We start from the raw sequence: 14,755 nt of genomic DNA on the forward strand, positions 1-14,755 counted from the left end.
AATGTATTGCCTGTGGTACTGGCCTCTTTCGAGGCTGGATCGTATCGCTGCACGTTCGGCTCCGAATCTACGGCGGAGCTTCGTCTGACCGGAAATCGGATGCTGCGGGCTAGTCTTCCCGGTCTCGCGTCACTTCGCCGGTCTTGCCGTCGATCCGGAATTCGTAGGTCTTGCCGTCCTGCTTGGTGCCCTCGCCTTCCCAGCTGTCGTCGTCGGCTTCGATGCTATACAGCTGCGTATAGCCAGCCGCTTTGGCTTTCTCCACGGCCTGCTCAAGCGAAATCCAGCCGGTGCCGGGCCTGTCCGCCAAGGCGACGGTGCTGGCGGATCCAAGTACAGCGATTGCGAGTGCGGCGGTCAGTTTCTTGTTGTACATCGAAGCGTCCTCATGGCTTACGGTAAGTCGGCAGCCCAGCTGCTATGCATGTGAGGCAGAATTTCGCCGCAGGGTTCCCGTCATCCAGCCACATAGGCTCAACGCTTTTCGATGGATACCAGTGCCGCCTGGTCGCCTTCACTCTGAAAGCTGATGCGGACCTGATCACCGACCGCAAGACCTTCCAGTTGCTCGCGCCGAGCCTGGAAATCCATGGTCGAGGCAGGCCACTTCAACGCCGGCACGGCGTCGTGGGCGATGGTCACCAGTCCCGCGTCAGCGTCGATCGCCTCGATCCGGCCACTGGCATTGACCACCGGCTCCGAGATGACGTCAGTCGCCGAGCCATCATCGATCGTTGGCGAATCAGCCTGCGCCGGCGGCTTGAGCAAATCCTGCGCAAAGGCGGGTGTAATGAGCAGTGACAAGCTGAAGATGAGGCAGTGGACCAGCTTCATGGCAGACCTCCCTGAACCGACAGACGTACCCTGCATTTGACAATTCACACGCTGCTATTGCTGGCAGACATCGTCAGATTGCATCGATACGCGCCGTTCAGGTTCGCGTAAGCCGAGCTCCGTAACCTGTGAATCGTCGAAACCCACACAGGAAAACGAAACCATGAAAACACTGACTACTTTGATCACCGCCGCCACCCTAGCCCTCGGCGCCAACCTGGCCATGGCCCGCGACCTGGGCCCCGATGAAGCCTTGAAACTGCGCGACGCGGGCACTATCCAGTCGTTCGAGAAACTCAACGAAGCGGCACTGGCCAAACACCCGGGTGCCAAAGTCGAGGAGACCGAGCTGGAAGAGGAATACGGCCGCCACGTCTATCAGGTTGAACTGCGTGACGACAAAGGTGTGCAATGGGACCTGGAACTCGACGCCAAGACCGGCGAAGTGCTCAACGACCATCAGGACGACTAATGAATCGCGCCATCCTCTTCACCACGCCACTGGCCCTGCTGCTCGCTGCCACCCCGGCGGCGAGCCGCGACCTGGATCAGGATGAAGCGCTGCAGCTGCGCCACGAAGGGCTGATCGTGCCGTTGGAGACACTTCTGCAGCACGCCATGGCGCGCTATCCGGGCGCTCGTCTGCTGGAAGCCGAACTGGAAGAAGAGGACGGGATCTACGTCTATGAAATCGAATTGCTCACAGCCGACGGCGTCGCGCGCGAACTGGAATTGGACGCACGCGACGGCCGCCTGCTCAAGGACGAAGAAGACTGATGCGTCTGCTACTGGTCGAAGACAACGTACCGCTGGCCGATGAACTGCAGGCCAGCCTTGCGCGCCAAGGCTACGCCACCGATTGGCTGGCCGATGGCCGCGACGCCGATTACCAAGGCACCAGCGAGCCCTATGACTTGATCGTTCTGGACCTCGGCCTGCCTGGCAAGCCGGGGCTGGATGTCTTGCGCGCCTGGCGCTCACGAGGCCTGGCGACCCCGGTGCTCATTCTCACCGCCCGTGATTCCTGGGCCGAACGCATCGAAGGGCTCAAAGCCGGCGCGGATGATTACCTGACCAAACCCTTCCATCCCGAAGAACTGCTGTTGCGCATCCAAGCGCTGCTGCGCCGCGCCCATGGTGTGGCCAACCAGCCGTTATTGCAGGTCGGCGGGCTGGCCCTGGACGAAGCACGTCAACGCTGCCATAAGGACGGCCAGGACATCGAGCTGACCGCCGGGGAATTTCGCCTGTTGCGATACTTCATGCTCCATCCCGATCAGCTGTTGTCGAAAACCCAGCTGGCCGAACATCTGTATGACGGCGAAACCGAGCGCGACTCCAACGTCATCGAGGTGCATGTCAATCGCCTGCGCGGCAAGCTCGGGCGCGAACTGATCGAGACCCGTCGCGGCCAGGGCTATCGCTTCGGCGGCGCGCCTTGAGGTCCATTCAGCGCAGCCTCAGCCTCGGGCTGATTTCAGGCCTGCTGCTGGTCGGTCTGCTATTGGTGCAGACCAGTCTGTGGTTATTCGAAGCCGGCCTTCGACGCAACCTGGCCATCGACCTGAGGGAAGAAACCGAAGGCCTGCTGATCGCCGTTGTACAGGGCCCGGACGGCTTCAAGCTAGACTCCAACCGGCTCAATCCACGCTATAAACGGGCCTTCTCCGGCCACTATTTCCGCATCGACCTGCCGATGCGTAGCTGGCGATCACGCTCGCTGTGGGATGCCGAACCGACCTGGCCCACGTCCAACGGGCTGGCCAACGACCTGCTGGAAGGGCCGCAAGATCAGCGGCTGCTGAGCTTTCGTGCCGAATACCGACGCGACGGGCAGAGCATCGTCATCAGCGTCGCGCGCGATTACACCCCGGTGCTCAAGAGCTTTGCCCAGGTTCGTCTGGGCGGCCTGGGCCTGGTCGGTCTGGCGCTGCTGGTGTTCCTGCTGCTGCAGCGCTATGCGGTGAAGCTCGCCATGCGCCCATTGGAGCGCGCACGGCAGCAGATCGCGCAGTTGCAGCAGGGCGAGCGTCAGCAGCTGGACATTCAGGCACCGCTTGAACTGCAACCGCTGGTGGAACAGATCAATCACCTGCTGGCGCACACCGACGAGACCCTGAAGCGTTCGCGGCACGCGCTGGGCAATCTGGGCCACGCGCTGAAAACCCCACTGGCAGTGCTCGGCAGCCTTATTCGACACGAGGAGCTGCAGGCTCATCCGCAGTTGCAGGCGACTCTTCGCGAACAGCTGGAGCAGATCCAGCAACGCGTCGCCCGCGAACTGGGGCGCGCGCGGTTGGCCGGCGACGTGCTGCCCGGCGCCTATTTCGATTGCGCCGAAGAACTCGCGCCGCTATTCGAGACGCTGAACATGATTCACCGTCGCAGCCTTCATCTGCATTGGCGTACGCATGAAGATTGCCGCCTACCCTGGGATCGAGAAGACATGCTCGAACTGCTCGGCAACCTGCTGGACAACGCCTGCAAGTTCGCCCGCTCGGAGGTGCTGTTGAGCATCGAGCCTACGCCTCGCGGCTACCTTATTCAGGTAGAAGATGACGGACCGGGAATTCCGGAAGACCAGCGCGAAGCGGTACTCGAACGCGGCATTCGCCTCGACGAGCGTGCCGAAGGACACGGGCTGGGGCTTGGCATCGTGCGGGATATTCTGGCCGCCTGGAACGGTCGGCTAACGCTGGAGCAGAGTCCGCTCGGTGGCTTGCGAGCGAGCGTGCACCTGCAGACGCAGCAGCGCCGCAAAGAATAACAATCAGGGGTTTGAAACAGGCGGATGAGGGCAAGGTATCACTGCGCGCGGGCTAGCTCGTTACGCATGTCTTCCAGGATGGTTTCTACCAACAGATCGTTCTGTACCTGACGACCGGAAACCATTCGAATGGCTTCGGTGCCGTTGATCGGGTAGCCGACACGGACGACCAGATAGCCATCGTCCTGCGGCTCAACGCGGGTCTTGTAATCAGCCGGAAAATTGTCGGCAAGGTGGCGGGAAAGGGTTTTCATGAAGGCCTCGTACACTGAGTCTGAAACAAAGACCCGCCAAAGCACCAGGAGATTCCAAACCACTCATCGGATGACCGTCTGTCGACAAAAAACCGTAATGAGGGCGTCTGCCCAGGTTCACTTTCCCTCGCCTTTGCCGTAGGCCAGCCAGGCCAGAATACCCATGCCGGCAAAGGCGGTCGCGGAAAGCAGCAGCGCATTCAATAACAGGCTCATGATGTCATCGTCCTCGTTCGGCTCGCTTGATGTACGCTCCGAATATATGTAGCTTCACGCGACACGTCGAGCCACCCGATAGTCGCATGTAAAGTTTTCCGGCAGATGAGGCGAACATGAAAAGGAAAAAATCGATCAGCCAGATCCGCTGGGATCTGGCGTTGCGCTATCGCCTGATCGAGACGGTGGCCTGGTGGGAAGGCCGCCTGACCACGGGTCATCTGATGCAGAGTTTCGGCATCAGCCGGCAGCAAGCCTCGAAGGACATCAACACGTACCTGAACCAGCATGCGCCGAAAAACCTTACATATGATCGCCATTTGAAGGGCTACAAACCAAGCAAGCAATTTGAGCCACTGTTTATTGACGGCAGCGCCGGCGCTTACCTGCACCTGCTCGACCAGAACCGCGACCGCGCGCCACATATCGAAGGTCTGGCGCTGGCCTACGCGCACACCGAGGTGCTGCACATGCCCGACCGCAGCATCCGACCCGAGGTGCTGCGGCCGATTCTGAAAGCCTGCCGTGAAGGACTGCGACTGGAAACCGAGTACGTGTCCCTCGCTCACCCCGACGTCGAGATTCGCGTGATGGCGCCGCACACCTTGGTCTTTACCGGGACACGCTGGCACGTGCGCGCCTATTGCGAGAAGAATCGGGGCTTTCGTGACTTCGTGCTCAGCCGCTTTCGCGGCGAGCCGGATCTGATGGATGAAACCGATAACACCCAGGACACCGACGAGGCTTGGAACACGCCGGTCGAGGTGATCATCGAGCCTGATGTGCGGCTGACCGCCGAGCAGAAGGCGATTATCGCGACCGATTACGGGATGGATGACGACGAACTGCGGATCGCGACGCGTGGCGCACTGGTGCAGTACGTGTTGCAGCGGTATCAGATTGATCCCAATACCGTGCTGGCCAATGCGGCGGCGCAGCAGATTCAGGTGAGGAATCTTCAGGGGTTGAAGGCGTGGTTGTATTGATGGTCGGGCCACTGCGCACTTGTATTCCCGCCAAGAGCGATCTTGCTCGCGCCTGGGCACCTGCCCAGGCGTCGACGTCGGGCGCCTCGCTTTACTCAGCTCGACCTGCAGGTTGCGCCTTGTACGGCGCCTCGCTGGCTTCTGTTTCGTGGATGCACTCGGTTGGCCAGACTGGCCGAAGCATTGGTTTCGCCCTGCTGGGCGAGTCACTTTTTCCAAACGCCGGACGGCCGGCCCCCAAAAAAGTAACCAAAAACGCTTGCCCCTGCATTCGGGTCTCGCTGCGCTCGACTTCCCTCATTCCATCCACGCTCCGGGGGCCGGCGTACAAGGGCCATCCATACCGACGGCGGCCCCGACCCTTTACGCCTCTCGCGGCATCCATGCCGCTCGCTCCCCTCCGCGCGGATTTCATTCGGCCTCCTGAAAGGGGCGTTCTGCGTCGTCTGGTAGATCGCACTTATCGGAACAAGCAAAACGCGTTGTTTCTGTTGCTACTCAAGGATTTTCAGCTCGTAGGATGGGTGCAATCCATCCTACGTTCGAGCACGACACTACAATCGATATCGGTATTTGAGAGTATCCAAACAACTCACACCCAAGCCCCCATTCCACCGACGAGGAGCGGATCGGTTTCGGATCTCAGCACGTCGAACCCGGTGGGTAAGCTTCGCGTTACCCACCCTACATTCTGTGTAGCCCGCATATCCACTCCGTTGCACGGCCCATCAGGCACCACCGGATCGCCCCGTTCAGGAGGCCGAGCGCAGGTGGCGCGGAAGGGGTTGAGCGGCATGGATGCCGCGAGAGCCGCGATGGGCCAGGGATGGCCCTTCGCGGCGGGCCCATGGAGCGTCACCGGAGCGAGGGAACCCCGGCGCAGCCGGGGCCGGATGCAGGGGCAAGACCTTTTGGTTCCTTTTGGCGGGGCGGCCATCCGTGCGACTGCCAAAAGGGACTCGCCCAGCAGGGCGAAACCAATGCCCCAGCAAACTCCGTTAATCGGCGTTACACATCAGACACAAACAGCTTTGCAAGCAGGAACTCGGCGTCCCCCTCGCCCCGGCAACCTTCACACGACCTCAGCGCCCAAACTTCCGTATCCAGTCGCGCCCCGCCGCGACTCCAACGAAAAAAGACCCCTCGTATGCGCCTGATCCACACTTCCGACTGGCACCTCGGCCAGACCCTCCATGGCCAGGACCGCGACTACGAGCACGCGCAGTTCCTCGCCTGGCTGCTCGGTCAGCTGACCGAACATCAGCCAGACGCTCTGCTGATCGCCGGCGATATCTTCGACACGGTCAACCCACCGCTCAAGGCACAGGAACGGCTCTACGACTTCATCGTCCGCGCCCACGAGAAACTGCCACAACTGGATATCGTGATGATCGCCGGCAACCACGACTCCGGCGGGCGCATCGAGCTGCCCGGGCCATTAATGAGGCGTCTGAACGCCCATGCCATCGGCCGCATCAGCTGGCTGGCGGACCATAGTCTTGATCACGGTCGGCTGCTGGTACCGCTGCACGACGCCAAGGGCGAGGTTGCCGGCTGGTGCCTGGCACTGCCCTTTCTGCGCCCAGCGGAAGTCACCGGTGGTGAAGCGGGCGAGGATTACATGCTCGGCATCCGTCACGTTCACCAGCACCTGATCGCGGCCGCTGAAGCCCAGCGCCAGCCCGGCCAGGCGCTGATCGCCATGAGCCACGCGCACATGGCCGGCGGTGCCGTATCGGAAGATTCGGAGCGCAATATCGTCATCGGCAATGCCGAAGCGCTGCCCGCCAGCCTGTTCCCCGAACCCATCGCCTACGTCGCACTCGGCCACCTGCACAAGCCGCAGAAGGTCGCCGGGCAGGAACGCATTCGTTACAGCGGCTCGCCGTTGCCGCTGTCGTTCGGCGAGATCAACTACCCACATCAGGTGTTGCTGGTGAGTTTCGATGGCGACCAGTTGAGTCGGATCGAAAGCCTGCCAGTGCCGCGCGCCGTGGAGATGATCCGCATCGGCCGCGCCCCGCTGGCCGAGGTCATCAGTCAACTGGCGGCTCTGCCGCCGGTGGGCCTGTTCGCCGAAAACCTGCCTTGGCTGGAGGTGCGTGTACAGCTCGACGAACCTCTTCCAGACCTGCGCCAGCGCATCGAAACCGAGCTTGCAGGCAAAGCCTGCCGGCTGGTGCGCATCGCCAGCGAATACGTCGGCAAGCGCGGCGAGGCTGAATCAGAGGTGCTTCCGGGCCTCGACCAGATCACGCCGCAGGAGCTCTTCGCTCGCGCCTGGGAGGAACAGTTCGGCAACCCGCCGGACGACCAGGCGTTAGAGGACTTCGCCAGCCTCTTGCAAGGCGTCGAATTTGCCGATGAAGGAGAAACGCGATGAAGATCCTCGCGATCCGCCTGAAAAATCTCGCGTCACTGGCCGGCGAACAGGTCATCGATTTCAGCGCTGAACCCCTGGCCAGCGCCGGCCTGTTCGCTATCACCGGGCCTACAGGTGCCGGCAAAAGCACCATCCTCGATGCCTTGTGTCTGGCCTTGTTCGGCAGCACGCCACGACTCGACGGCGCCTCGCTGCTCAGCAAGGTGCCGGACGGCAACGACGAGATCGGCAGTGGCGACGAACGCAACCTGCTACGCCGCGGCTGCGGCAGTGGTTATGCAGAGGTGGATTTCGTCGGCGTCGACCAGCATCGCTACCGCGCTCGCTGGGAGGTCAAGCGCGCCCGCGAGAAGGTCGACGGCCGTTTGCAAGCCAGCAACCAGAGCCTGCTCGACCTGGACCGCGACCAGTTGCTGGCCAGCGGTAAGAAACGCGAGTTCAAGGAGCTCCTCGAAGCCAAGCTCGGCCTGACCCTGGCGCAGTTCACCCGTGCCGTGCTGCTGGCCCAAAGCGAATTCTCAGCATTCCTCAAGGCCGACGACAACGACCGCGGCACCCTGCTGGAAAAACTCACCGACACCGGCCTCTACAGCCGCCTCGGCCAGGCCGCCTTCGAAGCGGCCAAGCGCGCCCGAGAAGTACTCACCGCCCTGCAACAACAGGCCGGCGGCGTGCAGCCACTGGAACCCGAAGCACGCCAGGCGCTGGAGGCCCAGCACCAGAGACAACTGGCCGAACTCAAGACGCTGCAACAGCAGCTCGAAACGCTGAAACAGCAAAGCCAGTGGTTACAGGACATGGCCCGCTTGCAAGGCGAGCGCGACAAGGCCAGGCAGCAGCTGGCCGATGCTGAAACCGAACACGAAAACCTGGCCGACGCCCGCCGCATCCTCGCGCTATTCGAGCTCCTGGCACCACAACGGCATCGCTTCCTCCGCGAGCAGGCGCTGGCACCGCTGCTGGCGAAGGTCGAGGAAAACCTGGCCCGCCATGGTCGCGAGCACAGCGCAGTGCAGCAGCGGCTCGACGAGCTGGAGCAGCTCTGCAAGAGATCGACCGATGCGTTGAAAGCAGCGGAGCAGACGCTCAAATCTGCCGAGCCTCAACTGGCACAGGCGCGCCGGGAAGAGGAACGCCTGAGCCATCTGACCAACGACTTGGGCGACGCGCGGCGCCAAACCGACCAGGCCGAAGCCGCAAGCAAGGCCGGCGAAGGGTCCCTGGCTCAATTAACGCAGCAACAGGAACAGGCCGCGACCCAGCTGGCGACCTTGACCGATGGGCTTGCCCGCAGCGCCGAATTGCAGCCGTTGTGCGCAGCCTGGAATGGCTACCGGCCCCGCCTGCAGCAGGCCGTGCAGATCGCGGCTCGCCTGCAGCAGGGTCGTCAGGAACTCCCTGCCCTGGAAACCGCAGCCAAGACAGCCGAAGCCGCACAAGCACACGCACGTCAGGCGCTCGACGCGCTGCAAGTCGAGATTGGCGGGGAAACAGGCCTGGCCGAGCAGCTCGCGCAGCTCAATACCCGGCTCGACGCCTGGCGCGAAGCCCAGCGCGAAGGTGAAAGCCTGTTCGGGCTCTGGTCCCGCCAGCAGCAACTGGCAAATCAGCAACAGGCATTGCTCGACGAGCAGAGCCGCCAGCAGCAAGAACTCGTCGCCCTGACGCAAGCCGGCAAGCTTGCTCGCACAGAACGGGACGACGCGGAAAAGGCGCTGAAAGTGGTACAGGCCCTGCTGGAGCGCCAGCGCCTGGCCCGCAGCGCCAATGTCGAGGCTTTGCGCGCGGCCCTTGCCCCGGGTGAGCCGTGCAGCGTCTGCGGCAGCCTCGAACATCCCTGGCATGACGGCAAGGCGCTGCTCGCCGCCCTCGATCAAGGCGACGAGCGCGAAGCCGAGCAGGCCCAGCTGCAGCTGAAGCATCACGACGAAAAACTCCAGGCGTTGCGCGACCAGCACATCGCCCTGACCACCGGCATCAAACAGAACGGGCAGCGACAGACGGAGATCGCCGACGAGCTGGCGAAGCTGGAACCGCAACTGGCCGCCCTGCCCCTCTATACCGAGCTGCTAACGGAGCCTGAAACAGAGCGCCAATCCAGGCTCGACGGGAAGCTCGCCACCCTGAAAACCGACATCGCCACGGCCAGTGCTCGCCAGCGTGACCTGCTAGCGCTGCAGCAGCGCAGCGAAACCCTGCAGAACGACTGGCAGCGCGCGCGTGACAGCTGCGTCCAGGCTACTCAGGCCCTCACCGGCCAGCGCGAGGCAATCGCCCGCGACGAGGAACGCCTGGACGAAGAGCTGGCCGAATTCGCCACTCTACTACCTGCCGCCCTCCTGGCCCGCTGGCGCGAGGCGCCTGCCGAAACCTTCATGCAGCTCGACAGTCAGGTCGAGGCCCGGCGTCAGCAGATCGACCAACAGGCAGAAGTCGCCGAAGAGCAACAGCAGCGGCAGACCGCGTTGGAGCGCGAGCAACTGCAGCAACAGCATCGTCTCGACCAGCAAAAGGCGTGCGCGGCCCGCCAAGCCGACCTCGAAGCCCGCGAGCTGGTTTGCCGGCAGAGCCTGCGCGACAGTCTGGGCGAGCAGGCCAGCGCGCAAATCTGGCAACAGCAACTGGAAAATGCGATCCAGCTCGCCCGCCAGCAGCAGGCCGAAATCGACCGGCAACTGAACGAGGCTCGAGTCGAGCTGACCCGGCTCGCGGGCGAGCAGCACAATTGCGCTCAGCGCCGTGCCGAGCTGCTGGCCGAGCGCAGCACGCTCAGCGAAGAACTCGCGACCTGGCGCGCCGCCCATCCCGATCTAGACGATGCAACCCTGGAACAGCTGTTGCAATTGGACGACACGCTGCTCGCCGAAGCGCGTGAACGTCTGCGCGCCAACACCGAACAGCTCGCCCGCAGTCGCGAACGCCTTGACGGCTGCGAGCAGCGGCTGAAGGCGCATCAGGCTTCGCAGCCAAACCCACCGAACGCCGAAACCCTGGAAGCCCAACTCAGTAGTCAGAAAGCCAGCTGCGACAACACCGAACAGCGCTCTAGCGAAACCCGCGCCGTGTTGCTCGACGACGATCGCCGTCGCAATCAGAGCCGAACCCTACTTGAGCAAATCGCCGCGGCGACCGCTCAAAGCCAGCGCTGGGGCCGCATCGCCGCGCTGATCGGCTCAAGCGATGGCGGCGCCTTCCGCAAGATCGCCCAAGCCTACAACCTCGACCTCTTGGTCCAGCATGCCAATGTGCAACTGCGACAGCTGGCCAGGCGTTACCGGCTCAAGCGCGGCGGCAGCCCGCTGGGGTTACTGGTAATGGATACGGAAATGGGCGACGAACTGCGCTCGGTGCATTCGCTGTCAGGTGGCGAGACTTTCCTTGTCTCGCTGGCGCTTGCATTAGGCTTGGCCTCGATGGCGTCGAGCAAGCTGAAGATCGAGTCGTTGTTCATCGACGAAGGGTTTGGCAGCCTCGACCCCGAATCGCTGCAGATCGCCATGGACGCGCTGGACTCGCTACAGGCCCAGGGTCGCAAGGTGGCGGTGATTTCACACGTGGCGGAAATGCATGAGCGCATCCCGGTGCAGATCCAGGTGCAGCGCATGGGCAATGGTCAGAGCGGGTTGAGGATCGTGGGCGCGGGCGGACTTTGAAACGATGGCAGGCGCCATATGAAAACCGAGATTGCGCGCTCCGTAGGGGCGAATAACTTCGCCCCTACGGAGCGGACATCGAGGCGTGACGCCTGACGTCGGTGTCCTGTAGGGGCGTTGCGCGATGGATGCTGTGCTCGCCTTGCCGTCAGCCCATTGCAGCCTGGTAACGTCGCTGCACTTCCGGCCAGTTGATCACCTGGTAAAAGGCGTTGATGTATTCCGGCCGACGGTTCTGGTAGCGCAGGTAGTAAGCGTGCTCCCAGACGTCCAGACCGAGGATCGGCGTGTTGCCGTTCATCAACGGGCTGTCCTGGTTGCCGGTGTGCTCCACGACCAACTTCTTTTCGGGCGTCACGCTGAGCCAGGCCCAGCCGCTACCGAAGCGGGACACGGCCGCCTTGGTGAAAGCGTCCTTGAACTTGTCGACGCCGCCCAGCTGCTCATCGATGGCTTTGGCCAGCTCGCCGTCCGGCGTTCCGCCCGCGTTGACGGCCATGACTGTCCAGAACAGCGAGTGGTTGGCGTGGCCGCCGCCCTGATTGATCACCGCCGCGTGTTTATCGGACGGCAGCTGCTGGATCATCGTCAGCAGTTTTTCTACCGGAATCTCAGCCCACTCGGTGCCTTCCAGCGCCGCGTTGAGGTTGTTGATATAGGTCTGGTGGTGTTTGGTGTGGTGTATTTCCATGGTCTGGGCATCGATATGAGGCTCCAGCGCGTCGTAAGCATAGGGAAGATCGGGAAGCGTATGTGGCATGTCAATGAACTCCGTGAGAGGGGCCTTCATGCAAGAGAGCCTGCTGTTGCAGCATTGATGCAGGCTGGTTGGCGCTGCGTTTGAGTACGCGGCGGATGCGCGGGGTTTCGCCATGTTCGGACGTGAACTGCAAAAGCTCGACATAGCTATGCCGGCTGTGCCGTAGGCATGCCTCGCGCAACTCGGATTTCAGGCGCAGATCGATGAGGCATTTGAGCAGGTGCTCATGGATGGCGCAGAGGTATTCAGCGCTCTCCTCAGGTTGCCTCAACCGCAGGTGCACATCGGCAAGGTTGTGATGGGATATGACGTACGCGGCGACCGCTTCATCGGCGTCGTGCCAGCGTTCGAACAGCACCCTGCTTAGCGCCAGGGCCTGCAGATAGTGTTCTCGGGCATCAATGTATTCGCCTCGGCTGAAATACCGGTTGGCCAGTTCGATGGTCCGTTTCCAGTGCTCCATGGTGGTCTCCTTGAAGCGATGCTTCAGCGGATGGGAGGTGCACAGCGAGCAAGGTGCAGCGTAGAAGCGCGCGCCGACAGTCCTGCGCTAATGAGTTTAATTATCATTTACTGACTGCGCGGACAAGCGATCGATCCATCACACCGACGAACGTGCGCTTTGCCGAAACTGATTTGAGCGATCTGAAAGAGACCCAGGAACAACTGGCCGCGCTGGAGCGGAACGGTCGGCAGAACCTCTGGAAGAGGGCCCAAGGAAGAGGATGCCTCGGGATTGCTTGATGAGCTGCGCTAGAAGCGAACCGGCAGACGCCGCTTGTGGCCACGCCGCCGAGATTCGCACGAGAAAGGATGAAACGGGCTCATCGCTTGTGGCCATGCGCCTGCCGCGACAACAGGTCATCGCAGCGACGACAGCATACGAACCGAAGCTTTCAGCAAACTGTCGATAAGCTGAGCCCCGCCGAGCCTGTTGCCATGTCACGAACTCAGCACACCGCCGACGCGCTGCGCGCCATGCACGAGCAAGGCTACATGCTATTGCGCGGCGTGCTGCAGCCGCGACAGATTGACGAGGTGCGTGTCACCATCGACCAGCTCGAGCCCATCCATTGGGATTACCAGGGCCTGGTGGATGATCATTACAAGTGCGTATTCAATCGCGACCCGTTCTGGCTGCCCTACCTTGATCTGCCGGGCGTCATCGAGCTGGCCGAAGCCTGCCTCGGCGCCGATTGCCACGTGATCGGACAGACCGCCTGGCGTAGCCATCCGGGCTTTGTCGGCGGCGAGCTGCATGCCGACTACCTCGCGATGGAATTACCGGAAGCGTTGTTGGCCGATCCCGCCTTCAAGCTGCCGATGCAGGTCTGTACGGCGCACATCTATCTCGACCGGATCGATGCGGATCTCTGCCCTACCTGGGTGATTCCCGGTAGCCACCGAGCCGGCCGTAAACCGCGTGTAGACGAGACCAGCTGGCAGGGCCGCGAGGCCGAACCAATCTTCTGTGAAGCCGGCGATGTGCTGATGTTTCGCAGCGACCTCTGGCACGCCGGCAGCCGCAACCGCACCGCCGACCGCAGCCGCTATCTGCTGCAGGTGCACTACGGCCGGCGCATGGTCGCGCAGAAGTTCTCGCCCTACCTGCAGTGGCGCTTCAACCCAGCGGTGATTGCCGCTGCTACGCCGAGGCAGCGCCGCCTGCTCGGCGAACATGAGGCCTCGGAATACGACTGAGTCCACATCAACGCACATCGAACCAGACCCGACCGAAGCCCCTGCACGCCTTTAGTCTGTAAACCAGCCCTTCGGACACCTGGCACATCCTCTGCATCCACGTGGGTATCTGGCCGCAGCCTGCGGCCGGCTCCGCCAACGTTGAGAGGACCCGCGATGATTTCCTGCCGCAGCCAAGTAACCCAGATGATCGTCTCCGCCAAGGTGCGCAAGAACCTGAAATGGACGCAGGTCGCTGAAACCATAGGCATGTCCAAGGAATGGACCACTGCAGGTTGCCTCGGCCAGATGGCCTTCGACAAGACCCAGGCGGAGACCATTGGCTCGCTGTTCGAACTGTCGGACGAGGCCATCGCCTGGTTGCAGATCGTGCCCTATAAAGGGTCACTGCCGACCACAGTGCCCACCGATCCGCTGATATATCGCTGGTACGAACTCGTCAACGTCTACGGCAGCACGATCAAGGAGCTGATCCACGAGGAGTTCGGTGACGGCATCATGAGCGCCATCGACTTTTCCATGGGCATCGAGCGTCAGGCAGACCCCAAGGGAGATCGCGTAAACGTTGTGCTGTCGGGCAAGTTCCTGCCGTACAAGAGTTATTGATCAGCGGGTACGGATTTCGCCACGCGCCAGGCTCTCGACCTTGTTACCCAGCGGATCGGTTGCCTCGAGATCGGCTCCGCGCTCGCGTAGCGCTTCGAGCAGAGCATCGCGTTGGAACAGCGCGGCGTACATCGCTGGGGTCTGGCCGGCCTTGTTGCGCTGGTCGGGGTCGCATTCGGTGGCCAGCAAGCGCTTGGCGATGCGCAGCTCGCCTTTGAAGATCGCGCCCATCAGGGCAGTATTGCCGCGCTTGTCCTCAGCGCAGGCATCGGCACCGGCGGTGATAAGCCGCTCCACCGTATCCGGGTGGCCGTTGTAGGCCGCCAGGATCAAGGCGGTGTAGCCCTTCTCGTCGGCGGTGTTCAGGTCGTATCCGGCCTGGATGAATTCGTCGAGCACTTCGTTATCGCCAAAGCGTGCAGCGTTGAAGAAGTAGTCGCGTAACTGGGTCTGGACCTGCTTGGCGTCATTCGGTACCGCGTTCAGTTCCGACGCGGCGAATGCCTGCCCACTGCCGAGCAGCAAGGCAGCCACTAGATAAAGGCACTTCATGCTCTGCTCCTGAAATAGGTGACCCGAGCCGGGCTCGGGTCAG

General features: G+C 62.3%; 15 protein-coding genes. 9 read left to right on the top strand and 6 right to left on the bottom strand.

Annotated features, from left to right (window positions below; translation table 11 throughout):
- Nucleotides 1-109 precede the first annotated feature (109 nt).
- Both CH92_RS16990 and CH92_RS16995 read right to left on the bottom strand, forming a co-directional pair.
- The gene (locus CH92_RS16990) at nucleotides 110-376 is read right to left on the bottom strand and encodes a PepSY domain-containing protein (RefSeq protein WP_025242965.1); all 267 of its coding nucleotides are present in this window, start codon (nucleotides 374-376) and stop codon (nucleotides 110-112) included.
- Between the two features lie 98 nt (nucleotides 377-474).
- Nucleotides 475-834, bottom strand: coding sequence for a copper-binding protein (locus CH92_RS16995; protein ID WP_025242966.1), 360 nt, complete (start codon nucleotides 832-834; stop codon nucleotides 475-477).
- 163 nt (nucleotides 835-997) lie between these two features.
- Here CH92_RS16995 and CH92_RS17000 point away from each other — a divergent pair, with 163 nt between their 5' ends.
- From CH92_RS17000 to CH92_RS17015, 4 genes are read left to right on the top strand one after another with little or no spacing between them, the layout of a single operon-like run.
- Nucleotides 998-1,306: a PepSY domain-containing protein gene (locus CH92_RS17000; RefSeq protein ID WP_025242967.1), complete on the top strand. Its 309-nt coding sequence runs from the start codon at nucleotides 998-1,000 to the stop codon at nucleotides 1,304-1,306.
- A complete protein-coding gene (locus tag CH92_RS17005; RefSeq protein ID WP_025242968.1) occupies nucleotides 1,306-1,611 on the top strand; it encodes a PepSY domain-containing protein in 306 nt (101 codons plus the stop codon). The genes CH92_RS17000 and CH92_RS17005 overlap by 1 nt, the downstream gene beginning before the upstream one ends.
- Nucleotides 1,611-2,276, top strand: a complete 666-nt coding sequence (locus CH92_RS17010; RefSeq protein ID WP_025242969.1) for a response regulator transcription factor — start codon at nucleotides 1,611-1,613, stop codon at nucleotides 2,274-2,276. Before CH92_RS17005 ends, CH92_RS17010 begins: the two co-directional genes overlap by 1 nt.
- The gene (locus CH92_RS17015) at nucleotides 2,273-3,601 is read left to right on the top strand and encodes a sensor histidine kinase (RefSeq protein ID WP_025242970.1); all 1,329 of its coding nucleotides are present in this window, start codon (nucleotides 2,273-2,275) and stop codon (nucleotides 3,599-3,601) included. Before CH92_RS17010 ends, CH92_RS17015 begins: the two co-directional genes overlap by 4 nt.
- A 38-nt stretch (nucleotides 3,602-3,639) precedes the next feature.
- Here CH92_RS17015 and CH92_RS17020 read toward each other — a convergent pair whose 3' ends face one another.
- Entirely contained in the window at nucleotides 3,640-3,855 is a 216-nt protein-coding gene (locus tag CH92_RS17020) for a hypothetical protein (protein WP_025242971.1), read from the bottom strand.
- A gap of 332 nt (nucleotides 3,856-4,187) precedes the next feature.
- Here CH92_RS17020 and CH92_RS17025 point away from each other — a divergent pair, with 332 nt between their 5' ends.
- The 3 genes from CH92_RS17025 (at nucleotide 4,188) to CH92_RS17040 (ending at nucleotide 11,093) form a co-directional block, all read left to right on the top strand.
- Nucleotides 4,188-5,057 carry a helix-turn-helix transcriptional regulator gene (locus CH92_RS17025; RefSeq protein WP_025242972.1) on the top strand — a complete coding sequence of 290 codons (870 nt, stop codon included), beginning with the start codon at nucleotides 4,188-4,190 and terminating at the stop codon, nucleotides 5,055-5,057.
- A 1,147-nt stretch (nucleotides 5,058-6,204) separates the two neighbouring features.
- Nucleotides 6,205-7,440 carry an exonuclease SbcCD subunit D C-terminal domain-containing protein gene (locus tag CH92_RS17035; protein ID WP_025242974.1) on the top strand — a complete coding sequence of 412 codons (1,236 nt, stop codon included), beginning with the start codon at nucleotides 6,205-6,207 and terminating at the stop codon, nucleotides 7,438-7,440.
- Nucleotides 7,437-11,093 (top strand): AAA family ATPase, encoded by a 3,657-nt coding sequence (locus CH92_RS17040; protein ID WP_025242975.1) that lies wholly within the window; start codon nucleotides 7,437-7,439, stop codon nucleotides 11,091-11,093. Before CH92_RS17035 ends, CH92_RS17040 begins: the two co-directional genes overlap by 4 nt.
- Before the next feature lie 148 nt (nucleotides 11,094-11,241).
- On the opposite strand, the gene CH92_RS17045 is transcribed toward CH92_RS17040, so the two are convergent.
- The gene (locus CH92_RS17045) at nucleotides 11,242-11,853 is read right to left on the bottom strand and encodes a superoxide dismutase (protein ID WP_025242976.1); all 612 of its coding nucleotides are present in this window, start codon (nucleotides 11,851-11,853) and stop codon (nucleotides 11,242-11,244) included.
- 1 nt (nucleotide 11,854) lies between these two features.
- Complete coding sequence (locus tag CH92_RS17050) at nucleotides 11,855-12,316, bottom strand: tetratricopeptide repeat protein (protein WP_025242977.1); 462 nt, start codon at nucleotides 12,314-12,316, stop codon at nucleotides 11,855-11,857.
- A gap of 476 nt (nucleotides 12,317-12,792) precedes the next feature.
- On the opposite strand from CH92_RS17050, the gene CH92_RS17055 reads away from it, so the two are divergent.
- Nucleotides 12,793-13,554 (top strand): phytanoyl-CoA dioxygenase family protein, encoded by a 762-nt coding sequence (locus tag CH92_RS17055; protein ID WP_025242978.1) that lies wholly within the window; start codon nucleotides 12,793-12,795, stop codon nucleotides 13,552-13,554.
- Between the two features lie 156 nt (nucleotides 13,555-13,710).
- The gene (gene cynS, locus CH92_RS17060) at nucleotides 13,711-14,160 is read left to right on the top strand and encodes a cyanase (protein WP_025242979.1); all 450 of its coding nucleotides are present in this window, start codon (nucleotides 13,711-13,713) and stop codon (nucleotides 14,158-14,160) included.
- On the opposite strand, the gene CH92_RS17065 is transcribed toward cynS, so the two are convergent.
- Nucleotides 14,161-14,712: an ankyrin repeat domain-containing protein gene (locus tag CH92_RS17065; RefSeq protein ID WP_025242980.1), complete on the bottom strand. Its 552-nt coding sequence runs from the start codon at nucleotides 14,710-14,712 to the stop codon at nucleotides 14,161-14,163.
- Nucleotides 14,713-14,755: the final 43 nt, after the last annotated feature.

This window comes from Stutzerimonas stutzeri (genome assembly GCF_000590475.1).
Lineage (GTDB): Bacteria > Pseudomonadota > Gammaproteobacteria > Pseudomonadales > Pseudomonadaceae > Stutzerimonas > Stutzerimonas stutzeri_D.